This window comes from Exiguobacterium sp. R-39 (genome assembly GCF_049942815.1).
GTDB lineage: Bacteria > Bacillota > Bacilli > Exiguobacteriales > Exiguobacteriaceae > Exiguobacterium_A.
Window position 1 is genome coordinate 15,867 of sequence record NZ_CP187966.1, and the last position, 26,262, is coordinate 42,128.

Sequence of the window (26,262 nt, forward strand, 5' to 3'; positions counted from 1 at the left end):
GATAAACTAAAAAATTACACTGATTGACGTTCAATTTCGATTCGTTCGAGAATTAAACAATTCTATTCTTTTATCTCTCCCTAGATCTGCAGACGTTCTACATAAGACAGGTAGTTTTTACAAAGGGTCAACTGATTTTTTGCTTTATATTCGTTGTTTTTTTAACTCGGTCCTTTATAATTGTCTCTGTATAAACCGTCTCGTTTTCCCTTTGAAATGATCTTAGAATGTCCTCCTAGATCATTATTTGTACTTCACGGTTCCTCATTATTTTTTTCCGCAAACTAATGCTTTGTCTTTACGAAGTAAACCCATTCTAAAGGAGCCTACCATGAAAACTGAAAAATCCAAGTTCTACAAGTCTTTGAACTATTTCTCTATCATTCTCATAACCATCGCGCTTGTCCTGTTCGGTGTCACATACTGGCTCAACCACAAAGATAATGAGCCGACTATTGCTGAGAAAGAAGAAACAACAGTCGATGAAGAGGTAGATGAGACCGATAGCGCTACGACAGACGATGATGAATTGACTGAAGAAGAAGTTGCGGATGCACAAGTTTCGATCGACGCCGTAGAAAATGACGAGGAATCGACAACATATGAAGATCCTGATACATATGTGACAGATGAGCAGAAGCAAGTCTATGCAGAATTCTATCCTCAATTCCAAGTGTTCTCAACCAAGTATGATTCTGCCTGGGATGAGCTTTGGGGACCTGCGATCGAGATGGCAGAGACTGATCCGGATGGTGCAATCAGCTTACTAACGTCGCTTGCTGCTGCTTATGATGTGTATGGACAAGATCTACGTGATCTTCCTTTCCCTAGCGAACTTGACGAAGGGGATGCAAGTGATTTTGATCTTGCAACTGACGAATTCGCGGATGCGATGGATGAACGCCAGACGGCCACCATCTTTGCAGCCGCTTCTATTAAGCAAGGTACATTTACGAGTGATGCTACAACAGTTTTCCTAAATGATGCAGCCACTCGTACTAATTCTAAGATGCATGATGTAGCTGCTACAATCAATAATCTCAGCACAAAATATGGCTATACTCAATAAAGAGATTTGTTTATGCAACTTATTGAAAAAATACCTATTTCTAAGTTATTAAATAAAGGTGGAGTGGATAATACTTGCTTTTAAATGGTAAAATATGAAATGTTTAATTTATGTCTAAAAATGAATGAGGTGAAAAAATGCAACATCAACATACTTTTTTATGTCCTAAATGCGGTGAAAAGTTTACAGAAAGTTTTGAGCTTCAAGACTTGGAGCCTGTTTCATGGGATGAACGTGGAATGGGTACAGAAACGCAATATGATTTTTCTGGAGAAGTTACTTGTCCTGAATGTAAATATGAAATTGTAGTTTCAGGTGAAGCTTGGGAGTATCCAGAAGGAGCCGGACTTAATCCAATAGAAGTTACATCATATGAGTAAGATACGAATATGATCAATATTTATCCTAGAATTACTTTTTTATGATTTTAATAAACTGTAATGTAATAGAAAAATGGATCATTTCCTATGTGGAAGTGATCCATTTTTATATATGAGCTGTTTTAACTTTTTAAGCATACTAAATGAACTATAAAGCGATGGATATAATATAATAGATCAAAATTCTGCAGTAATGGTACACAATATGAGTGGAAGAGATCGATGAAACCTTTTTGATGATCAAGCAAATTATTGTTTTGAATAAATAGTCGTTTTCTGAAGAAAAAGATTAAAAATCCTTTATTTTTTTTGTTGCTTCATGCGTTGTACTAGATAACGTTATGCTTGTTTAAATTAACGCAGTTCGTATAGCTTTACTCCCGATTGTATGCTGTATTCAAGTAAAGTAAGGAGGAATGAGGCAATGAGTATGGTTTTGATGGATGAGGAATCTAAAAAATGGAACGACCTGATGGAACAGTCGCAAAAGGTGACCATACTCGATGCGCAGGTTCGGTTTGTGCGCGAAGTAGACGGTTGCATCGAGCATGTGACTTGGTTTGTTGATATTGATCTATTGCTCGCCTTCATTCAGCAACACTATTTGGAACAGACCTCTTGAAGGTCTGTTTTTTTTGTGTGCTCTTTCGTTAGAATGTTGCACCTAAGAATAAAAAGTGGCAGGTGGGAAATATCACCAACTTTATCCTGATGTTCACTGTATAATAAAAATAACTTACGAATAGAGAATGGAGCGATGCAAGATGAAACGAAAATGGATACGTGCTAGCTTAGCACTCGCGAGTGTTGGTTTATTAGTAGGACCGTTACAGAGCGTGGAGGCGGCGACGCCTAAAATCAAGGTCCACTATATCGATGTCGGACAAGGTGATGCGATCTATATTAAGATGCCGAGTGGTGAAGATATCGTCATGGACGGTGGAAATAAAGGAAAGGGCGATGAGCTCGTCACCTATCTGAAGAAACAGAAGGTCGGCGATATCGAGATGCTGATTTCGACGCATCCGGATGCCGATCATATCGGAGGACTCGATGAAGTCCTCGATTCGTTCAAGGTCAAGAGTGTCTATGCGCCGAAGGTCAAACACACGACGCAAGCCTATAAGGACTTCCTGTTGGCCGTCAAACGCGAGAAGCTGACGATCAAGACGGCGAAAGCGGGAGTCTCGCTTCCTGTCAAAGGCGTGAAGGCGCAGTTCGTCGGACCAGTGAAGGATTATGCTATGAGCGATCTCAACAATTGGAGTGCCGTGTTACACGTCGCCTATAAGAAAAATACCTTCCTCTTCACAGGAGACGCAGAACTGAAGTCGGAGCAGGACATGATTGCGAAGAAGAAAACGCTACGTGCGGACGTTCTTAAGGTCGGGCATCATGGGGCGAAGACATCGACGAGCGCGACGTTCCTCAAATACGTCAAACCGAAATACGCCGTCATTAGTGTTGGAAAGAATGCCTATGGACATCCGACGAAGGAAGTAGTAACGAACCTGAAGCGTGCAAAAGCGACGATGTTGCGGACGGATAAGAGCGGTACGATCGTCTTTGAAGGCAACGGAACGTCCTACACAATCAAAAAGTCGAAATGACGAAGCGAAAAGGAATCATCGATCGGATTGAGGGGAAATGGGTCGTCGTCGAGTTCGAGGATGGGATGCGCGATATTCTGATTTCCCGCTTCCCGATGACGGTGGAGTCAGGCGATGTTATCTGGATTGATGAATACGGTCATATTGAGAAAGATGAACGCGAACGGCAACGACTCTCTAGCGAAATTGATGAGTTAATGGAAGAACTGTGGGAAGACTAAAGTCGATAGATAGTAATCAGCCAAAATATTTACACTAGAAATGTAATGTATAAATTATAGTCAAAGAGGTGTTTATTAATGAATAATATACCTGACAATATTAATAGAAAGCATGTTATTAGTGCTATTCAAAAAATTAATGTTGAAGGAATACCTGAAAGAAGAAATGCCACAGGATACGATCTTTTGTACAAGGGAATGTACTATCCACCCAAGTATATTATTTCGATAGCCAACATCTTTGCAAATGGAGAGGAGTATCCTGCAAATTTTTTTTATGGTGGAAAAAAAACAAATGATTTTTTGCGGAATTTAGGATTTGATATAGTGAAAAGAAAAAATGAACAGGATAATGACGAAGTAAATACTTGGATATTTCAGGGGAATCCTAAAGTTTTTGATATTGATAATTATGTTAAAGATAATAAACTCATTTGGTGGTCATTGAGACAAGAAAATTATAAAGACAAAGTACAATTGCAAGATGTTGTTTTTATATGGAGGTCTAATGCTGGAAAACGTGGTACTGGTGGAATTTTAGCAAAAACAAAGGTAGTGGGGTTACCTAAAGAAAAAACTGGTGATGAGAATAGTAAAGGATATTGGTATACCAATAGTAGGTCAAACGAGAAATTTGTAATAGAACTAGAAGTGCTTCAGACTAGATTAGAAGAAAGTTTAATTAGTAGGTCCGAAATCTTAAACCATCCTACTCTAAATGATTTAAGTATCTTAAAATTTGCCCAACAAACCAATTATTTACTACCTTCAGAGCATGCAGACGATCTTCACGAATTGTGGGACTCAAATTTCATTAAAGTAGAAAATAGAATTGATCCAAGTATCTTGGATGATCTTGAATCGGATATAATACAGGATACCGAAAAAGAGCAGGTTATCAAAGCACGAATAGGACACTCAATTTTCAAAAAAAAACTTTTATCTGTCGAAAAGAAATGCAGATTATGCAATGTATCAGACGAACGTTTACTGATAGCAAGTCATATTAAGCCATGGAGTAAGTCAAATAATAAAGAGCGATTAGACAGTAACAATGGACTATTGTTTTGTCCAAATCACGATATTTTGTTTGATAAGGGATTTATCAGCTTTAAAAACGATAGAGAGATCTTGATTTCATCTACTTTAGATGAAGAATCAAAAATATTTATGAATATAAACGAAAATATGCATATAGAAATGAATGACAGTCAGAAGGCTTATATGAAATGGCACAGAGACAATTTATTTCGAAAGTAATTATTATTGAGAATATAAAATACATTTCAAAAATAGTTATAGTTTTAAACATTAATTTCGTAAAACCGAGTAGAGATTTTCTGCTCGGTTTTTTTTATTGATACTAAATAAGTATTTTACAAATTCGAATATAGAAATAATCAAAATATCTTCTCATGTGAAATAGCAATTATGGTATTTAACTGAAGTGCTCTTCGAGAATATAATGATTATATATTTATAAATATATTCTTTTATATTTACAAATATATTATTTTCGTATATGATGTATCTAATCAGTATTAATAAAAAAGAAATTAAGGAGTGGAAGACGATGAAGAAAACTAAAAATAACATATCTAACGCGTGGATAATGCGGCCTAAGCCACATGGAACAGATCAGATGGATTATTTCCTTAAAAAGAATCGCATTTGTATTGGGTATCCTGTCGGACAATCGCTTAAAGGATGTAATTATAATGACTTAAGACGAATTTTGATAGAAGAAGATTTGAAGAACCAGAAAAACGGAAAAAGCTCAAAATTAATAAATGGTTTGAGTAACGTCAACATTCTCGTTCGTGATATGAAAGTTGGCGATATTGTTGTGGTACCTCATGGTAATGATATATACTTCGCAAATATCACTAGTGATTATGTGTATGAAAATGTCTTTGATAAGGATAAACTGGGATCAGGATTTCCGCATCAAAGAGAAGTAGAGTGGTTATTTGACGGTAAACCACTCTCTAGAAACGAACTTCCAACAGAAATAAGAGAATCTTTACAGTTTCCAGGTACGGCAGCGAATATTAAAAAACATGTAGATGTTTTGAATAATCTTCTAAACGGAGCAGATTCAATTCAAAATAACTTTGAACTAAATAATGTACAAGATAATGCTTTAAAGGTTGCAGAATTAATACTAAATGCGCCAGGTAGCACTACTGATCAGCGATTAAAAGCCGCCGAATTAATATTGAGCTATGGAAAAATAAAATAAGATAGCTTGTAGATGCTGAGATTAGTTGGGTTTTACTTTGCTCTAACAGATATTTTGAGCGAACAAAAACATCTTTGATAGCAGTACGTTTTAAAAATGTACTGCTTCAAAGATGTTTTATATTGTCTCAATTTTTTAGATTATTACAACCAGTTGAGAATGTATTTTATTAACGACTACGGAAATCCTGTTCCGGTACTTTAAAGTGACGTGTGACTATCTGCCGGACCTTCTCTAAGTCGCGGTCTTCGGTAGAAATCATCTCGTCATACCATGCTTTCTCAAGTACTTTTTCTGTTTCTTTGTTGACGATCTCTGTCTTAAGGATATGATGTAACGGGCTACTGGCTTCCTCAAGCCCTCTGAAGTGTTGACTGATCGGTTCTTCTCCAGGAATGACCAACGTGTAGGCAATCGTCTCATGTTCGTCGAAGTCGCGGTCGTTGGCTTTCGCGAACGGCTCGAAAAAGTCTGTCGCCCCATGGACGAGCATCATCGGCTCATCGAACGTCGAGAGATCCTGTTGTGTGTCTTGCTTGGCGATGCTCGTTAGGTAAGCTCCGACATCCTCTGGTGTTTGTTGCATGATCCGCTCTAGTCGTTCGGCTAACGGTAATCCGTGTTCTGTAATCCGTGCATTCTGTTCGATATACGTAATCATTTTAATGGGTGACGCTTCTCGTTCCAGGACTTGCTCCTGCTCGAGCGAGGAATGGATTTCGCGGATGAAGTGACCGGATGTCTGATGAACTTCATGCAACAGGTCTTCTTTGTCGCGTAAGTCTCGGCCTTGCGTCCAACTGACGAGATACGACAATGAAAATTCATCCGTCGGGAAACCAAAATGTGACGCAACCGTATAGGCGACCATCTCCGCCTGAAACTCCTTCTCATGCGGATTCAACTCAATTCCGCGTTCTTCGTTCCGGTCCATATTATGCAGGTTGGCATGTGCGAGTTCATGAATGAGAACAGTAACGTTCTCAATATCCGAGTTCCGTGAGTTCAAGGCGATCGCGTTGAGTTCTGGATAAAAGCATCCTTTTGCGGTACCGAGTTCGTTCAACGGCTGATTGAGTAACGTCACGTTTTGTGTCTCAGCAATCTCGTTCAACGCGCGTCGAAACGACTCCGCCTCACGGGTCGATCCATTTCGATGATAGGAAGCGAACAATTCAGAGACTTCGAGTCCCTTCTCCCGGGCATCGGTCTGCGTGTACTCGAAGACGTGACCAATCTTGTAGTACATCGCTTTTCGTGTCGGAAGAACACCTTCCTTTGCGCGCTTTTGCTCGATCTTCGTCGCATCTTTCCATGCCACCCAATCCGCCTCTCGTTTGATGAAGGTGACAGGGGAGGGGACAAAAATCTTGATCCCTTTCTCTCCTTTTTGCACCTGGACGCCTTGCTTCTCCCAGTACGCATATGAACCGACAGCACGTGCGCCTTGGAACTGCTCCTCAATTAATAACATGTTCCGAGTGGAGTAGCGATGGAACCGGCTCATGAAGTCGAGATGTTCCTTGATGCTCTCCTGACTGACGAAGTGAGAAGCGAGCTGCTTCTCCATCTTGTCGGTCAACGCTTGTACTTCCTTCTGATAATCCTCACGTGTTTTCTTCTTGTATGCCATGTATCTCACGCTCCTTTAGACGAGAAAGACGAATCGGCAGCACCTTCGAAATCTTCTAGTTCCTGCAGAACAATCGGGTCGGTAGCGAATCGGTTCAGTAGTAGATGACGACGATCACGCGATACCGGTAGCAACAACAAAGGTTCTTCCTGCAAGAGCTGAAGGAACGCTCGTTCATCCTGAGAAACCGGAATATCATAATGCGCTTGATGAATCATGACGGTGACGTGGGTCGGATGCAATTCGAGAAATGTCGCGAGTGTGAAGGCTTCTAGTCGTTTCATTTGTGGATCATCCTTTCTTCATCCGAGTGTTTATGTTGCTTGCGCTGGTCGATTCGTTTTTTGACAGCCGTCTCTGCCGTCTCGAGAAACGAAGGACGGTATTCGGTCGTTGGAATGATATCCTCGATGCTTTCCGTCTGCATCAAGGCTTGTACGAGTTCGATCAACACCTGTGTTTGAAGGTCTGTTTGTTGGACGCTCTTTCGTAACGGAGAGAGGCTTTTTATGATCTGTTCTTCCCAGAATGATGTCAACTCTTGCTCGATCTGTTTCGAGACGGAACGACTGACATAGTTCAAATCCCATTGCTTTTTGATCATCTCCTGATAATCGCGGATGATGTGATCGATTGCCGGACCAATTCCGGACAACCGTTCTCTTTCACGATATTCCTCTAAAAATTCAGCAGTTACAGCACTCATCTTGATCCGGACTTGCTTTGTCTCTTCCATCCCGTTTCACCTTACCTTTCGTGTTGGACTTCCTGTTCGAGTTGTTCAAACGCACGCTGATTCTTTATGTGGTCCCACTCATCATTCATGTGTCGTCCGATTCGATAAAGCGTCTCTTGCATGATCCGCTCGCTTCGAAACGCTGATCGGATTCTTTGTTTAGGTGAGGATGCAACGTTCTTCGCAAGCTTCGGGAACGACTTATCCGACTCACGCATCTCGGACAGGATGGCATTTCCCATCCGCATGTAGAGATCCTGTTCTTTCGTCTTCCGATAAGTCGATGCTTGAGATGCCGATCTATAACTCCGCTCGTAGAAGGCGACCTCGGTATCAAGTCGTTGTTTGAATACGCTGTGTTCTTTCTCGAAGAAGGTCGTAAGATACGTGTCAGTCAATTGATTGAGTGAAGGACGGAGTTCGTGCATGCCGTTCATGTTGTAATACCACTGCCGTTTATCGTCCGGTAGTTGTTTCTGAATCTTTTTGTACTGTCGAACAAGTTCCGGATGCAAGATTCGATTTGAAAGAGACTCTGTTGAATGATTGCGCTTGTGCGCCAGAACCTCATCACGGATGAAAGCATTCAGTTTCTCTTGTTCACGTGTCCGGTCGGCAAGCGTATGGACGACTTGTACTTTCATCTTCTCGATCGTTTTCGGTTTGCGTTTGCCGCGTTCGCGTGGCTGCATCGTCTCGACTGTCGCGACATGGATATGGATGTTATCCGTGTTGTAATGGATGGCCGCGGTCCATGTCGCATGCAGCATCTGTTCCTTTTCAATCATCAGCGCAGTCGCGTTCCGGGTCGCCTGCATCAACCGTTGTTCATCGATGTAACGATTTTCTTTGACACCGACTTCCTGTAACCACGCTTCATCGAATGAGATGACATCTTGCCAGAGGATGCTGCCGTTTTCCTGTGCTCGTCGGAAGACTTCACGCAATTGCTCCCGTTCAGTAGCACTCAATCGGTCTTGCGTCGCTGTGAACAGGCCGCTCGACTTCAGTTCATCCTCCATATAGTCATGGTAATTCTCGAATTGATGCGACCGTGCTTTCGTCTCCGGTCGATCGATGTAATTGAGATACGTCGTATAGCGACGCGCACGTCTGGTTGCTTGAGGGAGTTTGAACTTCGACTTGATGATGACACCGGGAACCTTAGTCATTCTGCATCACCTCACGGAAGAGTTTGGTCAGTTGTTCAAGTTCTGTTGCACTCCGCTTGAGGTGTAAGGTGTTCGCTTCGAGCTGTCGTTCGAGACGCGTGATTTGTGTCGACTGGACGCCGTCCGCGCACCAAGTAGTCAGTAATCCTTTCAATAATTCTTGTCGGGAACACATCTGTTTCTCCGCCTGTTCATCGAGTTGTTTGACGAATACGGGGTCGATGTCACGAATCAAGAGGTCCATCCATATTCCTCCTTCCTTTAGGAAATTAATCTCCGCGCTCTAAAAATAAAAAGATTTTCGAACAATTACTTCGTCCCTCCTGTCATTAGAAGTGAGAAAGGTGATATTACTCAGACAAGGAACGGAGGAATCAACATGCAGTCAATGATTGAACAGAGTTACGCCCTTGGAGAAGCCGTGAGCGTCTCCTTGATCGTCGAATTTCTGAAACATATCTGGTCGAAGATACAGCATCATGAGATAAAAAGGTTCGAAAAAAGTGACGTAACAGAATCGAGTTAAGTGCTGATGAAAATCGATAAAATTGATAAATGTGCGTTGAGTTTTTAAAAGCTTAAAAAATACAAACGGTTCAAAATCGTGAAAAAGAGCATAAGGGGAAATTGCTATCACGGAACGTGCTAGCCTAGGCGGAGCCTAGTGTTTCCCTGATATCATCAAAATCGCCAAAAGGTCACACCGCGTGCCACTAAAAATGGCATTTTGGCACGGTGTGTGCCACCTTACCATTTCAGTTCACGTCCTTTAATGCGTAGCTGATCTTGTCTTTTTTCTTCTTGCGTGAGTTGTTTTTTCAATTCCGTTTGTCTTAACAGTGCGTCCTCTTTGTCCTGCTTCAGATTGAAAATCTCTTCCTCACGTTCGACTTGTTCATCGAGTGTCAGGTCGTGTAAGGTGGCTTGCTTTGTCTCGATATCTTGTTCGATTTGCTGGACGAGAGAAGTTTGTGCTAGCTGTTCGCGCTTCATTTTCTTGATCCGTTTTTGACTTTTAACGTGCTCGTCAGCGAGAAAAAGTTGCGCATAGTCGTCTGCTTGTTGAATAGAAAGTGATGTTCTTAAGACACGTCGCTGATCCATATAGAGTGATTCGATGAGCGCCTCTTCTCGCTTCGTAGCACTCAGCTTCTCGAGTGACTGTTGAGGCTTAATCACATACAAGCGGAGGGCTAGCTGACCAAAGTCGCGCGGTACATTTTCGATTTCGAAGACATAGTGCTCATTCTGGTGATAGACGACTCGGACGCTCTGCTCATCCGTTGGTCGTTCCTTGTAGGCGACGCGCGTGACAAGTTTCGTCGCGTAGTCTTGGGGCTGGTCGAACTGGAGGCGGACACGCATCTGTTTGCGCTCTTCATCATGAGACCAGTTGAGAAGCGTGACGGTCTGTCCATTCTTCAACCGTTTTTCTTCACCGACTGGTGTTGCATTGATCGGTTGTTCCTCAGCAAAGAAGAGGGAAGAGAAACCGAAAAACAGAAAGCCGATCAAGAAAAACAGCCCTGTTCCGAGATACAACCGTGACCAATCACAGGTCAACGTCTTTCGTTTTCCTCTTCGCATTTAGACACCTCCTGATGACTTTAGACTCTTCATTTGGTCGACGATGTAACGACTGTCTTGGTTTGTAAACGTCAGTTCGACCAGCTCATCGGATGTCTCTTCATAGCCGTTTGAATCAATCGTCAACGTCCGTTTGAAGCGGACAAGGCAATGCTCCGGATTGTCACGGTTTGGAAAGACTTCGATGTCCGAGACTGAGGCAGTGAACTTGCTATCACTTCCGCTACTTGCGAACAACGTCCGTTTGATTGAATCCGACATGTACTGGCTGGCCTGTCGCTTACGCGTCGGATAGGTCCCGTCTTTCCACGTGAATGCAAACGAGATGAAGCGTTCTGCATTCTTAGAAATGGACGAGTCCTGTTCTTGCTCTTGTTCGTCAGTCGAGATGGGCGGATCCGATACCGTCGTCTTTGGGAACGAATTCTTTTCGTATTTCTCTGTGATTCGATGCGGTCTATCTGATGCTATTGAACGATATTGATAGAAGTTGGCACTGATCGACAGCAGCAGACAGAACAACACGAGCGACAGGAGATGACGACTCGTCAATGCCATGGTACATCCCTCCTTATAGCGAAAACAGTGGTGCCGGATCAATGTGTCCGGACCAGTCGCTGGTCTTAAATTCGATGTGTAGATGATTTCCCGTCGAGCGACCGGTCGACCCACACATCCCGATTGCTTGTCCAGCTTCGATCTTTTGTCCCGTCTTAACCTGGCGTGCGGAAAGATGTGCGTAGGCGGTAATCCAGTCGCCTTGCTTGATCTGAATCAACTGACCATATGGTCCGCGTAAGCCGCTATAGGTGACGGTACCGGAGCGTACAGCATGGACACTATCCGTATTGTGGCAACTGAAATCGATGCCCGTATGAACGTCCGTCTTCCCAAAAACAATCCGTGATCCGAACCCCGACGTCATCTGTAGCGGGATATCGAGCGGGGCGTGGAGTTTTCCTTTGATCGGTCCCGTCTTGCCTTCTGCCAGTACCGTCGGCGTCAGATAACGGAGGACGGCATCGACATACTCGATGTCACCGTAACAGGCTTGATGCTCGATCGCGCTCGGACGATGGCACTGATAGATGCCACTCTTCTTGACGCGTTGATACATCATCTGTGAAAAGGAGATCGCAAGTTGTTTCGTATAGCGTCCACCGTTCTCTTGAACATACTCGATGAAGCCACCTCCGAAGTTGTAGCTCTGGAGCGTCAACTTGACGTCCTCGTTCGCTCGCCGGAAGACCGACGCGAAGTGTTTCACTCCGTACTGAATGCTCTCATCAGGAGAGGTGATGCAACCGATCCGTCCGCACTTCGATTCACTCGCTTGCATCGGATCATTTCCGCGACCGCCACTCTCCTGCATCATCAGGGCGAGTACGACGTTCGTCTGTCCCTCGAGCTGTTCCTTTTTCAATTCACGCGAAATCGCTTCTCGGTATTGCAGAACATTATCACTAACCTGTAGGCTGTCATCCGAATAAGTGATGGGTGTCTCGGTCGCCTGTTCGTTTTCAATCCCGGTCAACGCATCGAGGATACCTGCGACGATGATAATCAGAAGCAACAATAGTAGGGCGATACCGAGGGCAATCAGACGATACTTTAATGTCAGGAGTCGCCATTTCATCCGGACGGCGACACGTGCCGACTGCCGGATCGTACTCCACATCAGGCACCACCTCCGAACAAGGTCAGCTCCTCGGGCGAGACATCAACATCGAAGATCAACGTCTTCACACCGGAGATACTAAGAACGATGCGTCCGGTCTCGAGCGACGGAATCAACCGCGTCTCACTCTCGGTCAACTGTCCGTCGAAGACAGTCTGGATCGTCGGGATGCTCTCGGCATCTTGTTCACCGATAAACTTGTACTGCGTCAGCTGGAACAGGGTTTTGACGTTCTCCGCATTCTCCGACTTCGAACCGGTCGGAACAAAGTCTGTGATCAAATGGGAGGCGAAGAAGATGCCGCCGAAGTATTTCCGTGCTTCGCGCATGAACTGTTGCAGGTATAGAATCGCCGGTTGGGCGATATCGCGTGTGTTGATTAGTTGATGCGCCTCATCGATGACAATCAGATACTTGAAGGCATCCTCGATCAACAGTTCACCCTGGTTATAGCTGCGGAGTTGTCCGGCACCGTTGAGGATCATCCCGTCCCAGAGCATGTTCATCAGGTTGAAGACCTGTGCCTGAAAGATCTCGTCCTTCAAATTCGTCAGGTTGCGTAGTGGGAAGGAGACGATCGCTTCCTCATCGAACCGCTCAATCGAAGAGTGTCCATCGAAGATGTTGCCGTAGTTATGGACGAGGTTCGTGATCGCGAGCTCGATGTTCTCGAGCCGTCTGATACGGTTCATACTGATGGTCTCGCGGATCGTCGTACGCGCAGCATCGACATACAATTTGGAACGGACAAGCGTTAAGAAATCGGAAAAGACAGGATAGGCATTCGCTGGATGTGTCGTGATCGGCGCGTCACCATCCTCGTTCCAGAGTCCCTTCTCAAGATAGAGCTGACGGAGCAGAATCTCGAACTCGTTCGCTTCTTCCTGCGTCGCTGCCGGATTGATGTAGTGATAGAAGACAGCAATCTTCGATAGGTGTTGCATGAACGAGAGCACCTCATCCGCAGAGCCGTCAGCATGCGTGACCGTCTTATAGACATGGAGCGGATTGATCCGACCAGCTGAACCGTCGAGAGCAATCTCCTTTCCACCAAGTTGCCGCACGAGGTCGGAGAACTCCCCCGTCACGTCCAAGATGCGGACGTGATTGCCTTTGATCGCTTGATCGAGGACCGTCTTCTTGAGCAAGGTCGATTTCCCGGAGCCCATCTTCCCAATCATCAACGCATTGTAAAACTTCCGTTGTTTATCTTTATGGAACAGATCGAAGATGACACTACCATTTGTATCCGTCGTCCCGTAGTACGTCCCGGTCGGATCCTGCAACGATGTGAAGTGAAATGGATAACCACCCGCGATTGAGAGCGACGGAATCTCTTTTCCCCGACGCCGGTTCGGCAGTTTTTGTTGTTGCTCGTAGCTCAGGAACAGGCTCTGCCATTCCCACTCCTGTTCGTTCAGGAAGACGGTAACGCGGAAATTCCGTGCTTCGAGTTCCTCCATCACGTCCTGAACTTGTCGTTCAAGTGCCTCAAGCGTCTTCGCTTTGACGTAGAGTCGGAGATGCAAGTACTTCATCGTCTCGCCTTGCGTGATCTGTTCGTAGAGTTCGTTCAGTTCCTTATACGTCTCGCGCGCATCAATCCGGTCGACATTATCTTTCGCATTCTCGAAGCGCGTATTCTGCTCGGCCATCGACTTATTGATCGTCCGGATCATCTCTCGCTTGTCCGCTGTCCCGATGTCGAGCGTCGTCAGGACACCGGGCAGGTTAAGGATTGGCTCGAGCCAGAAATCATAGACGGTCGACTGATACTTATAGACATGGAGGCAGGCGAGATAACCGTCACCGGTCCGGACATAGTTCGGTTCGAAGCGGAGTCCGCCTTGCGGCTGGATCGCTTGGACGAATGTCGGATTGTAGCCGTCCTGTTGTTTAATTGTCTCAGGATCCTGCTTTCGTAGAAAACGTGTACGCCACATGACGTCATCATTCCTTTCCGTCCTGGGTCGGTTTCGTATTCGGGTTGTGCAGTTGGAACAATACATGGATTTTCTGCTCGATCGTCAGTTCGACTATCGGGTTACTGCGTCGAAGGAGTTTCGTCAATTGATGCTTCCGTTCCCGGAGCATTGCCTCGTCCGGAGCATAAAAAAAGAGGAGATAATCGCGATTCGTGCGATGCTCCTCAAGGTAGATCAGTTCTTGTTTCTTCTTTTGAAGAAACGGACGATAGGCGGCAATCTGATTCTGTCGCAGCTGTCGTTCGATCCGTTGTTTCTGTTTTTCTAGATTAAGCGGTGTATTGAGCGGAATCACCTTCAATGGATGGACATACGCCTGTAAGAGATAGGCGAGGGAGAAGATATCATGGTCCTTCTCCGTCTCAGATAGTCCGTAAATATCCTTTGAAGTCAGTTGAATGATGTCGCAAAACATCCCGTCCTGCATCTCGAAAACATCGAGCGCTGTCGCATCAACGATTGGTAAAAGGGAGGCAACTGACGGCGGGATGCGGACACGTTTTTCCTTGCGTGCTGTCGGTGTCGTCAACTCAACCTCGTCGAGCCAGGTGATATCGGTCATGGGACTTGTTTTCAATCGTGTATCTTCCGATAAACTCATCTGATCACGCTCCTTTCGAAGATTCATTCCGGTCGGCCAACGCGATATAGGTGTCTTTCTTCTTAATGAGTGCGTAATAGAGCACGTGGACCATCCGCTTTTCCGGATTCGTCGTCGGTCGGATGACGAGAAAGAGTCCGAAGCCAACGAGGAAGCACGTGAACGGGAGATGCAAGACGTCCGGAATGAACGGCAGGGCGATCAACCGGACGATGATCAAGGCGACGAGAAACAGTAAATCATAGAGGTAGAGCATCTTATTGATTTTCAGTTCGGTCGTGACTTCGTTCGGAATCCGGTATTGGCGCTGTTGCATATTCTCACTCCTTTTTCGGATCTAGACGCGGAACATCCGTCGAGTACATCCGGGACGATTCCTGCGTCACGCGCGTCTGGGCTTGTTCGACATGCTTGAGTTCTTTTTGTGTCGTGGTCTCGAGTGTCTGATAGATTGATTTTCGCTGACGTTGCGTTCCGGATGACGTCTCCTGCGACGATTCACTGATGGATGGTGAGCCACTGGAAGAGCTAGACAAGGCGACGCTCGGAGACACATTCTCTGTTGTCTCCACAGAATGAGCGGACGCGCTAGTAGTCGTTTTGTCGAACGGTGTCGAATCCACTGAAGACGTTACTGGCTTACGATTTACTGTAGAAGTCTCCACAGATGGTGAGACTGGTTGAGAGGAATTAGACATTTCAGGTGACTCGAATGCATCAGATGAGTTGGCATTTCTTTCATTCATTGGTGAATCGAAAGTCTTTGGTTGCGTAGCAGATAGTGTCGATTGCGAAGTCGATGGAACAGGTTTTGCTTGTGCGTCAGAGTTTGGGCGATGTGGAACGGATTCGGGTGCTACTGCAGCCTGAGCCTCTTGCGCCGTACCATGCATTGGTATCTCAACTGACTCGAGTTGTTGATTCTTTGGCCCTGCTGGACGAGATATCCGCTCTTGTGCTTGTGATGGAATCGGAGCACTCTCAGACGAACGATCTGGACGACTCGCGGGTGTACCGCCATTCGGTGGTGGATTCGGTGGCAATTTCATACTCGCTGCTTCCGAGACAGAAGGAGTGGCAGGGCGTGATGCCATCTTCATCGTCTGACCGGCGACACGAGCCCCGACTTTCGCAGTACCTTTCCCGACAGCATACGCACCGAGTGCGACACCCCAACCACGCTTCAGACCGGCATCAATCCCGAAGAGACGTTCGACCATGTTGGGTCCATCAATCAAAGCGGCAGAGAAGGCAATCAATGCAATCAAATAGGCGAGTCCGTCCAGTGTATCGGCCAAGTATGCCGTTCCAATCGTATAGAGTTTGATCGAAACGAAAATCAGGATGATGACGAGAAATGTGTTCAAGATGCTTTGAATGACCTTCTTCGTCTTTTGTCCGCTGTGTAGATCAGCGGGTGCAACCAAAATCGCCAAGACATAATTAAAAGCCAACTCGAACGAGAGGCGAGCCAGCTTGTAGGCAATTGAGAAGAGGGTAAAGCCCATCACCCCGAGCGTGACGAGGATTGTCAGCCAGTTAGGATGATAGCGATAATAGTACTGATTGTTCCATTCAACACCGCTCTGATCTAACTCGGTTTCGGTCATTTCTTTCCCATTCCAAACAAGCGTGTTCTGAGAAATATCTTCACCTTCTTTACTCAATCGATACTCATCGCTATCAAATACATCATTGATGTCTATATTCTTAATTTGGCTTGCTGGAACGGAGTTTGGATTTTTAATTTTTGTATCTTTGAAAGCAGTTTTATCGTATTCAACTAAATCATGTACATTTTTTTGTAGCACTGATTGCGATAAAGTATGATCCTGATTTTCATATACTCCATCTTGATTGATGCTTGTAATAGCTTTGTCTGTGAAGTCACTTGTCTTTATCATTGTCGGAGATAATAACCCTAAAACTAACAAAGTGATGAATAGATTAATGAGAAACCCTTCTCGATCAAACTTTTTCTGAAAAATCATCAAGTAACCGGTAAATAAAAAGCTCCCAGCTAAAATGACATATAAAAAAGGTTGAATCGTCTGAACGAATTCAACCACTTGAGGATTATTAAAGAATGTTTTGATGAGGAGGATGTCATTTGTAATCTGTTCAAGACCATCGATGATGAAGGAGAGACCTCTAACGAAAAGCCAACCAATAGAACGAAGCGCATCTCTCACCAAATCACTGATGCTCAGTAAGTCTTGAAATTCCTCCAGTTTGGATGCTATATCTTCATTAGCCATGATGGTCCTCCCTTCTCTGTCTGCTTTTAATCAATAAAAGAGGTTACTTCATCTTCGATTGCTTTGTCATCTAACGCAGTAAGGTTGAGAGAACGAACTAATTTACCATTCTCTAGTTTATACAGACGACCACCCTTTAATTCTCCATGTTCATCTGTAGCACGATCTTCTAAATCTTTTCCGTTAGGTTGAAAAGGATTAAACAAGTTTACTTGTACATCTTCTTTCTCAGCGATGTCCTTCACTTTATCTACATAAGGCTCAAATTCTGCTTTACTGTCGCTATCAACAAGTAAGAAGTTGCTTTGATCACTATCTTTTAGTTGATCAATTTCTTTTACAGAAACTTGTTTAAGAGACTTTTTTTCACCATTTTCACTACAACCGACTAAAAGTAACGCAGAGGAAATCAATAGTCCGGAGAGTACTCGTTTTGCTTGCATGCCTCCACCCCTTTTCCTATGATGACACCTGTTCCGGATCCGTTAAATCGCCATTACTGACGTGGACCCGAAAATCGAATGTGTCTATAAGCGTAACAGTTTTTCGGTCGCCTGAGTCTGGGTCTTCTTCCTCAAATACGACGAGAAATCCGTCCTGGGTCTGGATATTCAATACTTCACCGCGGCGGAGACGCTTTTTGTTCTCCTTGATGATAGTCGCGATGACGCGAAGTTCGCGCTGAACGCGTTCCGTGCGTGTCAGTTCTGTCATATGATGTCCTCCTTAAACGCCATGACGAAGTTTCTCGAGTCGTTTGTTGATGATTGTCTTCAAAAAGTGACGCTGGTTGTCCGTCACAGGGATTGTTTTATCTAGGATACCTTGCTCGAACAGATCGATCGATAACGTATCGTATTCCGTCGTCTCGAAAATCGAGCGTAGGATTTTCGGTTGCAGGACATCACAGACGCGCCATTCTGTTGCGTCAAGTGTCTCCTCATCCGTCTCCACCGTTTTCGATGCAACTGAGGCGTCGAGATGGAAGGGGATACGAAGCGTATTCAGGTCAAGATGGGCATGTGCGCAGGGAATGACGAGATCGTTGATGGAGTGGTCCTTGTTAAAGTCATCCGCCAAGTATTCATAGCGGTATTTCATCACCGTCCGTCCGGTCAGGAAGATGGGATAGGACTGGATCCGGTTCTGTTGTTTGTCTTGCCGCTTGATGACGCGGATGATCAACATCTCGCCTTCCTTCAGTCCCATTACCTCGGTTGCCGTCAACAAGCGGCGGCCATCGACACTCTCCGTTTTCGACTTCGAAAGCGAGAAGGTCTGTCCGGAACGTGACTTCGTGACGATCGTCTGCTCCCCAAGCTTCTTCGAAATCAGTTCTGCCGTCGACTCATCTGCTGTCAGTAGGTAGTGCGTGTTTCCGCAGTTCCCGTCGATCGTCTTCCAATCTTCCCCATAGAGGTTCTCAAGTTGCGCGTAGGACTGGATGACAAGGTTGAAACGAATGTTCCGACCGAGACAGACGGTAATGATGTTCGCCATCCCTTCAATCGCTGGCATATTTCCGAATTCATCGAGCAGGAAAATAACCTGCCGTTCACAACGTCTGCTCGTCGCTTGTGAGGCGACACGAGCGAGTGAAGTATAGACTTGTTTGACGTACAGTGAGGCGATGACGTTCAGTGTCGGATCATAGTCCGGGACGATTAGGAAGACAGCAACCGGACGTGAGTGCTGACGAATCTCACGGATGTCGATCGGAGCATCCGTCGTCCAGTCGAAGATCCCGTCTGCTTCGTCCGTCCAACCTGTGAGTGTCACGGTATAACGTTGTCCCTCACTCTCTACGATGATATCGTTATCAACTTCGAGGATCTCTTCGTGATGGAGTACGAAACTCCCATCGTCATCCGTCGTCAAGGCAAGCTGCTTCCCACTCGGAAAATAGAACATCAGTCGTGATAAGGGAAGGGCACGCCCACGAATCCAACGGTTGAAGCCGATCAGTTTCATGTCGAGCGAGTTCTGTGCCGTCAAACGTGCCGTCGCATCAAGAGTAAAGATCCCGAGCTTGGCATTCGTATTGGCGAGGATACTCGCACGCGTCTGCCCACCTGAGAAATGGAGCGTCGCGTACTGCATACGTGCCGGATGATTTTCGGGAAAGGCAGCGAAGAAGGCGTCGAGTGCCGATTGTTCCTGTCCCATTCCATCAGTGACCGTGCGTGAGCCGAGATCGGACAACATCAAAGCGACGTTATACATCGTGATCTTCTCTGGTTCGTGTTTGGCTTGTTCGCATAACCCGAGAATCAGGGCGGTACAGAGGTCTGTTGAGGAGTTGCTCCAGAACGGATCCTTCGCCTTCGGGTCATGGTAAAGCATGTAGGCGACCGAACGGGCATATTGCTGAGCGAGCGAATAGTTCTCGTCCAAATACGCGTCAATCGTCAGCTGCAACAGGTTATAGGACATCGATTGGGACGGGTTCATCAGATTGAGAACCTCGACCTGATACCCGCGTGCTTCAAGTGTCTTTTTGGAGGCGGCAAATAGTTCACCTTTTGGATCATTGATGATCAGGCTCGCTTGGCGTTCGGCACGACTGTAGAGATCAATCGTCGAGAAGACGAACGTCTCGCCCTTCCCGGAACGAGTCGTCCCGATGACCAGATTATTGACGGCACTGTCATCGATGTAGAGGCGGTCACGATAGCGACCGACCGGGACACCACCAGATCCGCTGTAGGTCTCCTTACGATCTGGCACATCTCGATACTGTTGCTTCAGCTCTTGGAACGTCGTGAAGCGGGCGCTTCCTTTTTGAGCTGATTTGAGATCGCGGAAGTTGAGCCAATACTTCAATAAGAGAATACCACCAAGGAGGAAGCAGACACCAAAAATCACGAAAGCGAGGGAAGATGACCAAGCGAGCGTCGTCCACCAACTCGATTTGTACTGTAGCGGAGATCCGGTCGTCAACTTTCCGTCCTGAAAGAGATTTTGGACTGTCTGCTGCAGGAACTGAAACACGACATTGAGTACTAAGAAAAAGAAAATTGGTAAAGCAATCAAGAAGACAAAACAGCGCCAAAACCATGTAGATGAAAGAATAGATCGGAATGATCGTGATTTTTTCATTATTTCAATCACCATACTTTCGTTAAATAATTGTACTGATTTGTCTTTGCTTCGCTTCGAGCGACTCGTTTAGCTTCTGTAACTCTTTTTTATCTTTCTTCTCTGATAACTGTCGCTTTTGATCCTCGAGTGCTTGAATCTCGTCATCCAGCTGGACGAGTGTTGCTACTTGCTCCTTCAATTCTTCGTTGGGAACCGTCTTGACGCTCTCTTGTGCTTTCGTCACATCTTTCAATGCGATGTAGGCGCGTGTCTTCGCTTCTTGACGTGCTGTCGTCATCTCGACGCCCTGAAGCGAGACGGCGCGTTTATAGTCTTTCTGCAAGATAGCAAGATCGAACGTACCTTCGTCCGTCGGGTGAACCGCTTGGAAGGCTTGTAACGTCTCCTGACGATTTTTTGCGAACGACTTTGACTGCATGATGATCATCTCGACATCGATTGGATCATTCGTTACGGCGACGGCTTGATCATAGTCCTGTTTTTCGACGTACTGTGTGATCAGGAATTGCTGTTGTTCGTCGTTTAACGACTTTCGTTTTTCCAGTCGTTCGACAAGTGAATCTGGCTCTCCCGTCAACGCTGCCTCATATAGCGGTTGCCACTCTGACGTTGTCGCTTGGACACCGCTCGGTGGATCCGGCTGCACGAGTTGGACAACGGATAGCGCACCAAGAAGCATGAGGCTGATACCACTGAAACCGTAAATGATACGCCGTTGTCCGCGACGTAAGCGGGAGACGTGTGTCGTATCCGGATGATGCTGAACCGCTGACGTCGTCATTGTCTTATAGGATTCTGGTGTCAGACGTTCCAAGTTCTCAAGTAACAGGATTTTCTTCGTCGCATCCTCCTTTCGGATCCGAATACGCGGAATCCGATCCTTCAGTTGCAGATAAAGGTTCGGATAGGTCGGGTCACCAAACTGGAACGTTCCTTTGTAGACGAGCTGGTCGGCATCATCAAAGATTCGGAACTCACTCGCGAAGCGTTCGTTGGCTTGCTGGGCTTCCTGATGGACTTGTGTCGATAATAAAAGCGCCTCCTCATATGGGAGACGCTCATAGTTCGGAAAGGCGTCTTTTGGTACATCCGTGAAACGGACGAAGAGCATATATTCTCCTCCTTTGAAGCGAGACATTGTAAAGAAAGCAATAAAAAAAGCCATCCAGTTTGGAATGACGGTCTGTGCGATCATTTGTAAGATTAGAATTTAATGTTGTCGTTGACCATCTCTGCCAGCGTAAAGGCACCCATGACGATGATCAGACCGACGGCACCACCGACAAGCCAACCGACGGCTTTCGATCGTCCGCGATCTCCTCCGAATATGAAGTAGAAGCCACCAACTGCGAAGGCGATGGCTGCCGCAATGACGGCGAGTCCTTGAAAGAACTGGAGTAAGCTGAGTCCTGTCTCATTCAATCCCATTTGTTTTCCTCCTCTCAATCCCGTGACGCGGATGTAGACGTAGACGATGTGAAGTTCAGTTTTGAGTCGAGTGCTTCTAAGATCAGTTCTTGGTTCTCTTGGATGACGAGCTGATGCTGGGTGTCGAGCCACTCTTCGTAGTCTTTCCCTTGGATCCGGAGCAACTTCTCGGCAAAGGTCTTGTTCTGCTTCTGTTCACGTGTCGGCATGGCGTACACTCCTTCCTTGAGATCGATGCGCAGCAGCACATCCTTAAGGACAGTCGAAGTGAAGCAAGGCGGTGGGTTTAGAGCACGTTTCCCCACGAACTCTGATGTCCAGTATCGGAACATCTGTCTAGGGTTTTTCGCTGACCCTCAACGAATACGTAACCTGTGGGCGAGTTTTAGGCGACTCTCGCCAAACCATTTCTGCGTATATCCCGCTCACTCGGTCACAGATGAGGGACACGCCGATATGTGATTGGAAGGGACTGTCCTTAACGATTTGCTGCTACAACCATCATTTCCTCTTGTTATGGTTTGTGTTATTCGATAAGTAAATCACAATATACAGAGGTACCTTACTGATGGACTAGTTTGCGACGTGAGACATGAATCAACTCATCATTCGGGTGCTTCCGTTTTGCAATGACTTGATTCTCACCGACGACAGTGCGGATCCGATAATAGAGCTGCGCAATCTCCTTTGTCTCCTTACTCTCTTGTTCAATCGCAATTCGTCCGTGCAGTTGATACGTCTTACCATCAAATGTGCGGACAGAATCCGCAAGTGGGAGTTCTGCTAAATCAAAACGTTCCTGCTTCAGATTCGACCAGTTTCGTTTCTTCTCCATCCTCAAGTCGAATTCATCCCAAGGGATGGATCCAAGTGTCTGTTCACAGGCTGTCGCAAGACTCTGGACATCCAGGATGGAAGGAAGTGAACGATTCCGCTCGTAGGCACTGATAGCTGCCTGCGAGACTTCTCCGTACGTTTTCTCTGCCAACTCTACCTGACTCCAACCATGTTCTAGACGTTCACGTCGTAACCACTCTCCGAATCGGTACATATACATGCTCCTTTCCTTTGAGAATTGCTATGTGACAATGTTTTCCTGGTGATAGATAGAATATAGCAGATTATTCAGTTAATTCAATCACTAATTTAATATGTCAAAGATATTACGAAAGTCGACATTTGTCGAGCAAGGTATATCAGTTAAATTTTAAGCAAAATCAATTAATAGTACTTCCAGTGACTTTAAAATGTAAAAAAGAACTGAATCACAAGTCACTCTTAAATTAAATTAAATAACCGATGATTTCTTCTTTACACGGAATCATCCATCATTTCTATTCAAATTTTACTTATTTGTTATGATTTATCAACGTCAGATAAAAGAAAAGTTCAATGTATTGATGACACAAATTTTCGAGGAAGGTGACGAACGTATCAATATACCAAAAGCGCTCAACGAAAAACTCGACCTCGGACATGAATTGATAGGGCGACATCTAAATGAGATACCAAAAGATAAAGAATTAAAGAAGAATGTCAAAGAGATTGATGGTTGGATTGATAGGCAAGTGTGCTATACCAATCAATTAGCAATCTGTGTAACTCAAGCCTGCATATAATATTCAGATTGCTACCGAGAATCAGCATTCTTTTTTACAGGAGTTAAGAGCTTCCGACGAACGCTCGTTGTCTCATCTCTCATTTAAAAGAGATGGAAAAACTTCTGTCGACGATCGAACAGCGACTAGGTGTACCATTGCCGACGAAGAATACGGTTCCGAAGAAAATTTCTTTTCTTTATTAGAACTTGGTTACGCGAGTTTAATCAAGTACAACTATGAATGCGAGTGAAAGAAACGATACCATGAGAATACCTTCGTGACGGAAAAATGACTATATGACGAGATGAACGATACTCTTACCTATTCCGCCGGTAAGAGTATCGTTCAGAAGACGCGACATCAACAAACTGCCTCGGGAGACATCATCGATCAACAGCAATATGTGTACCACGATTGTGCTGGTTGTCCTTTCATTAATGAGTATCTTCGTCGTCGGTCAGCAAGAAATTTCCTTTGAGTATCCGTTCGGTAAATCTGTTTTCATCAAGCCAAAAGTCTAAGTTTATCCTGTGTTAGGGTCCATCAAACAGAACTGGAGTTTCCGACAATTTTGACTTGATGGTCTCGAATGGGGCAGACTGAAATTTAGGGTTATTAGCCATCGCTCATAATCTCCGAAAACTGATCAAAAAACCACTACTAGTCTAATACATCAATTGTAAAAGAAAGAAAAGGGAGTAAGATATCGGATTTAATCCAATCATCCCCCTCCCGTCGTTCAGTTTGATCAAGAGACGTCCTCACTTGTGAGAAAGCCCCTTTACTAATAATTAGTCTGTTGAAATTTTTAAGTATTAACGTGGACTAATCTATTAGGAAAAATTGTAATTATTTCATTGGAATTTAGAGTTTTATGTTTGAATTAATTATACAAAAAATATTTGAAAATAATATATTCTTTTTTTAATTTATATTAAATTAGTCATACCATCTAATTGTAATTTTGTCGTTTTTAAAGCTACTTCTTGATAAATTCAAGTATAATTCTTCAGGACCATCCTCTGAATTAACCTTGCTCCATTCTAAACATTGTCTTTGATCTGATTTTGGATACAATTTTTTTCTTGCACCTACATAATCATCGTCACTAAGTTTATCAGCTTCCTTCAAAGTTACAGTGTACTCATAATCTACATCATCAAAACAAATTTTAACTCCACCACCATCTAAACTTCTAATGTGTGTAGTCAAAGAATCATCTTCAATAATGTACGTATCTGAATATTTAAATTGCCATCCTGGATCATCAGCATGCGCTACTATTGAAGTACCCAAAATAGCCCCTGCAGCAACTAAGTTTACCAATAATTTCTTCATTTAATTATCTCCTTTATCACATATGTAATTTAATTACTTTTCAAGTTTAAATTCCAATTACTTTCAGGTCAACACTTCATTAATGTTTATTTTACCCACAAAATAAAAAAATAGGATAAATTATCATTAATTGAAAATGTATTCTGTACCTGCTAGACCGTAACCTAATTATTAGAAAGAAAAATAATCTACCGATCAGAGATTTTATATACATTGAACCAAATCATATCGAGTGAAAGTTTAAGGTATCGAAGAAGAGATTTACATCAGAAGAGATTAATGAACTAAGATTAATTGAGCGTGTTAAGTCCATGACCTTTAAGTGGACACGAACAATGATGTGTCCAAATAACTTTTTATAGCACAGACACTTGATGGACGATTCGATAGAAATCTTATGAGATTACAACTTCTTCTTGAAGCTATTAGTGCTTCAAGAAGAAGCGATGGCTTAAATACGAAAGGACTTTTCCCAGAGAAAGTAGATGAAGAAGATATCGACCAACTCTTGGGGTATGCGCTCGCTGTAGCTGAAACTGTTGAATACGAAATGCCTGAATTGATATCACGTGAGCACATTCGGGCTCGGGTGAACCGTGTCCGTGTGCTGACGGAGGATGCACACTTCGAGTTGCGAGTATCAAGGGACAAGAATGCCCGGACCGGGCATAAAAGCGCTGACTCCTCGTTCTTTGGTTACAAACATCATCTCGCAATGACCGAGGAGGGCGTAATCACAGCTGTTATCGTGACGTCCGGCGAAGCGGCAGATGGGATTCAACTGACCAGCCTCGTTGAGAAGAGCCATATAGCTGGCGCCGAGTTCGACTACATCGTGGGTGATTCTAGTCGTGAGAACCTAGTTTCTGTCGCTTCGCAAGGATGTAAGCTCGTCGCTCCATTGAATCCACGGGTCTTTTCTGTCTCTACGAATCGAGCTGAGGGGTTCACCTATAATAAAGATGCAAACCGCTACGTCTGCCCTGCCGGGCACATGGCCGTCCGAAAGTCTCGAACAGGCAAAAAGAATGTAGGTGCAAGTCAACAAGAGACACACTTTTTCGATATCGTATTATGTAAATGTTGTCCGTTGCGCGAGGGATGTTATAAAGATGGAGCAAAATCTAAAACGTATAGCGTATCGTTGAAGTCAAGGGAGCACAGCGACCAGCTTGAGTACGAACAGACTGACGAATTCAAAGCGTATCGTCGTAAACGATACGCGATTGAATCCAAGAACAGTCAACTGAAGAATACGTACGGTTTGGCACGAAACAAAACGTCAGACCTAAAAGGCATGACGTTGCAGAGCGTGATGGCAATCATCGCGGTCAACTTGAAGCGAATTATCAGTCTCCAAAAAGAAAAAACAGACTAATGGCAAAGGAAAAAGGCGATTGAATCGACTGAGTCGAACCAATCGTCTTTCCTCTTGATTACGCTCGAAGAGCGCGCAGGTTTTTCAGTGCCCTCGTACAGTACAGGAATCATCTATTTGGAGCAGTTTAAGTTTTTTAAAATGTCCTTTATATTGCGTATGGTTTACTCCAGACGATGCATCTTTTCTTAAAATCATTATGAGATCATTCATTTAAAACGTACTATCCCATAATCACTTTAA

28 protein-coding genes are annotated in these 26,262 nt (G+C 44.6%); 8 read left to right on the top strand and 20 right to left on the bottom strand.

The window, feature by feature from the left end; genetic code table 11:
- The first annotated feature begins 331 nt into the window (after positions 1–331).
- From ACP26N_RS16145 to ACP26N_RS16175, 7 genes are all read left to right on the top strand, one after another.
- Positions 332–1,069, top strand: coding sequence for a hypothetical protein (locus tag ACP26N_RS16145; protein ID WP_426355496.1), 738 nt, complete (start codon positions 332–334; stop codon positions 1,067–1,069).
- Between the two features lie 137 nt (positions 1,070–1,206).
- Complete coding sequence (locus ACP26N_RS16150; protein WP_426355497.1) at positions 1,207–1,449, top strand: hypothetical protein; 243 nt, start codon at positions 1,207–1,209, stop codon at positions 1,447–1,449.
- A gap of 424 nt (positions 1,450–1,873) precedes the next feature.
- The gene (locus ACP26N_RS16155; protein ID WP_426355499.1) at positions 1,874–2,071 is read left to right on the top strand and encodes a hypothetical protein; all 198 of its coding nucleotides are present in this window, start codon (positions 1,874–1,876) and stop codon (positions 2,069–2,071) included.
- Positions 2,072–2,213: 142 nt separating this feature from the next.
- Positions 2,214–3,059, top strand: coding sequence for a ComEC/Rec2 family competence protein (locus ACP26N_RS16160; protein ID WP_426355500.1), 846 nt, complete (start codon positions 2,214–2,216; stop codon positions 3,057–3,059).
- Positions 3,056–3,280, top strand: a complete 225-nt coding sequence (locus ACP26N_RS16165) for a DUF3006 domain-containing protein (RefSeq protein WP_426355501.1) — start codon at positions 3,056–3,058, stop codon at positions 3,278–3,280. Before ACP26N_RS16160 ends, ACP26N_RS16165 begins: the two co-directional genes overlap by 4 nt.
- A gap of 78 nt (positions 3,281–3,358) precedes the next feature.
- Positions 3,359–4,540, top strand: a complete 1,182-nt coding sequence (locus ACP26N_RS16170; protein WP_426355502.1) for an HNH endonuclease — start codon at positions 3,359–3,361, stop codon at positions 4,538–4,540.
- A gap of 313 nt (positions 4,541–4,853) precedes the next feature.
- On the top strand, positions 4,854–5,522 hold the full coding sequence (locus ACP26N_RS16175; protein WP_426355504.1) for a hypothetical protein: 669 nt from the start codon (positions 4,854–4,856) through the stop codon (positions 5,520–5,522).
- Between the two features lie 169 nt (positions 5,523–5,691).
- On the opposite strand, the gene ACP26N_RS16180 is transcribed toward ACP26N_RS16175, so the two are convergent.
- The 20 genes from ACP26N_RS16180 to ACP26N_RS16275 form a co-directional block, all read right to left on the bottom strand.
- A complete protein-coding gene (locus ACP26N_RS16180; protein ID WP_426355505.1) occupies positions 5,692–7,155 on the bottom strand; it encodes an ArdC-like ssDNA-binding domain-containing protein in 1,464 nt (487 codons plus the stop codon).
- Between the two features lie 5 nt (positions 7,156–7,160).
- The gene (locus tag ACP26N_RS16185) at positions 7,161–7,439 is read right to left on the bottom strand and encodes a hypothetical protein (RefSeq protein WP_426355506.1); all 279 of its coding nucleotides are present in this window, start codon (positions 7,437–7,439) and stop codon (positions 7,161–7,163) included.
- Positions 7,436–7,891 carry a hypothetical protein gene (locus ACP26N_RS16190; RefSeq protein ID WP_426355508.1) on the bottom strand — a complete coding sequence of 152 codons (456 nt, stop codon included), beginning with the start codon at positions 7,889–7,891 and terminating at the stop codon, positions 7,436–7,438. The genes ACP26N_RS16185 and ACP26N_RS16190 overlap by 4 nt, the downstream gene beginning before the upstream one ends.
- An 11-nt stretch (positions 7,892–7,902) precedes the next feature.
- On the bottom strand, positions 7,903–9,063 hold the full coding sequence (gene mobP2 / locus ACP26N_RS16195; RefSeq protein ID WP_426355509.1) for a MobP2 family relaxase: 1,161 nt from the start codon (positions 9,061–9,063) through the stop codon (positions 7,903–7,905).
- Positions 9,056–9,307: a hypothetical protein gene (locus tag ACP26N_RS16200; RefSeq protein WP_426355510.1), complete on the bottom strand. Its 252-nt coding sequence runs from the start codon at positions 9,305–9,307 to the stop codon at positions 9,056–9,058. Before ACP26N_RS16200 ends, mobP2 begins: the two co-directional genes overlap by 8 nt.
- A gap of 503 nt (positions 9,308–9,810) precedes the next feature.
- On the bottom strand, positions 9,811–10,650 hold the full coding sequence (locus tag ACP26N_RS16205) for a hypothetical protein (protein ID WP_426355512.1): 840 nt from the start codon (positions 10,648–10,650) through the stop codon (positions 9,811–9,813).
- Positions 10,651–11,208: a hypothetical protein gene (locus tag ACP26N_RS16210; protein WP_426355513.1), complete on the bottom strand. Its 558-nt coding sequence runs from the start codon at positions 11,206–11,208 to the stop codon at positions 10,651–10,653.
- Positions 11,209–11,221: 13 nt separating this feature from the next.
- Positions 11,222–12,328, bottom strand: a complete 1,107-nt coding sequence (locus tag ACP26N_RS16215; RefSeq protein WP_426355514.1) for a lysozyme family protein — start codon at positions 12,326–12,328, stop codon at positions 11,222–11,224.
- Positions 12,328–14,271, bottom strand: coding sequence for a VirB4 family type IV secretion system protein (locus ACP26N_RS16220; protein ID WP_426355516.1), 1,944 nt, complete (start codon positions 14,269–14,271; stop codon positions 12,328–12,330). The genes ACP26N_RS16215 and ACP26N_RS16220 overlap by 1 nt, the downstream gene beginning before the upstream one ends.
- A gap of 7 nt (positions 14,272–14,278) precedes the next feature.
- Positions 14,279–14,914: a hypothetical protein gene (locus tag ACP26N_RS16225; RefSeq protein WP_426355517.1), complete on the bottom strand. Its 636-nt coding sequence runs from the start codon at positions 14,912–14,914 to the stop codon at positions 14,279–14,281.
- Between the two features lie 4 nt (positions 14,915–14,918).
- Entirely contained in the window at positions 14,919–15,230 is a 312-nt protein-coding gene (locus tag ACP26N_RS16230; protein WP_026831506.1) for a DUF5592 family protein, read from the bottom strand.
- A gap of 4 nt (positions 15,231–15,234) precedes the next feature.
- Positions 15,235–17,172: a pLS20_p028 family conjugation system transmembrane protein gene (locus ACP26N_RS16235; RefSeq protein ID WP_426355518.1), complete on the bottom strand. Its 1,938-nt coding sequence runs from the start codon at positions 17,170–17,172 to the stop codon at positions 15,235–15,237.
- A gap of 26 nt (positions 17,173–17,198) precedes the next feature.
- Positions 17,199–17,615: a hypothetical protein gene (locus tag ACP26N_RS16240; protein ID WP_426355520.1), complete on the bottom strand. Its 417-nt coding sequence runs from the start codon at positions 17,613–17,615 to the stop codon at positions 17,199–17,201.
- Positions 17,616–17,631: 16 nt separating this feature from the next.
- Entirely contained in the window at positions 17,632–17,886 is a 255-nt protein-coding gene (locus ACP26N_RS16245; protein ID WP_114597475.1) for a hypothetical protein, read from the bottom strand.
- 12 nt (positions 17,887–17,898) lie between these two features.
- Positions 17,899–20,271, bottom strand: a complete 2,373-nt coding sequence (locus ACP26N_RS16250) for a VirD4-like conjugal transfer protein, CD1115 family (RefSeq protein WP_426355522.1) — start codon at positions 20,269–20,271, stop codon at positions 17,899–17,901.
- Positions 20,272–20,293: 22 nt separating this feature from the next.
- The gene (locus ACP26N_RS16255) at positions 20,294–21,385 is read right to left on the bottom strand and encodes a hypothetical protein (protein ID WP_426355523.1); all 1,092 of its coding nucleotides are present in this window, start codon (positions 21,383–21,385) and stop codon (positions 20,294–20,296) included.
- A 92-nt stretch (positions 21,386–21,477) separates the two neighbouring features.
- Entirely contained in the window at positions 21,478–21,702 is a 225-nt protein-coding gene (locus tag ACP26N_RS16260) for a hypothetical protein (RefSeq protein WP_050678812.1), read from the bottom strand.
- Between the two features lie 14 nt (positions 21,703–21,716).
- The gene (locus ACP26N_RS16265) at positions 21,717–21,911 is read right to left on the bottom strand and encodes a hypothetical protein (protein WP_426355524.1); all 195 of its coding nucleotides are present in this window, start codon (positions 21,909–21,911) and stop codon (positions 21,717–21,719) included.
- A gap of 353 nt (positions 21,912–22,264) precedes the next feature.
- On the bottom strand, positions 22,265–22,753 hold the full coding sequence (locus ACP26N_RS16270; RefSeq protein WP_426355525.1) for a helix-turn-helix domain-containing protein: 489 nt from the start codon (positions 22,751–22,753) through the stop codon (positions 22,265–22,267).
- A gap of 1,489 nt (positions 22,754–24,242) precedes the next feature.
- The gene (locus ACP26N_RS16275) at positions 24,243–24,641 is read right to left on the bottom strand and encodes a hypothetical protein (RefSeq protein ID WP_426355527.1); all 399 of its coding nucleotides are present in this window, start codon (positions 24,639–24,641) and stop codon (positions 24,243–24,245) included.
- A 397-nt stretch (positions 24,642–25,038) separates the two neighbouring features.
- Here ACP26N_RS16275 and ACP26N_RS16280 point away from each other — a divergent pair, with 397 nt between their 5' ends.
- Positions 25,039–26,019 (top strand): transposase, encoded by a 981-nt coding sequence (locus ACP26N_RS16280; protein WP_426355434.1) that lies wholly within the window; start codon positions 25,039–25,041, stop codon positions 26,017–26,019.
- The last annotated feature ends 243 nt before the right edge of the window (positions 26,020–26,262 follow it).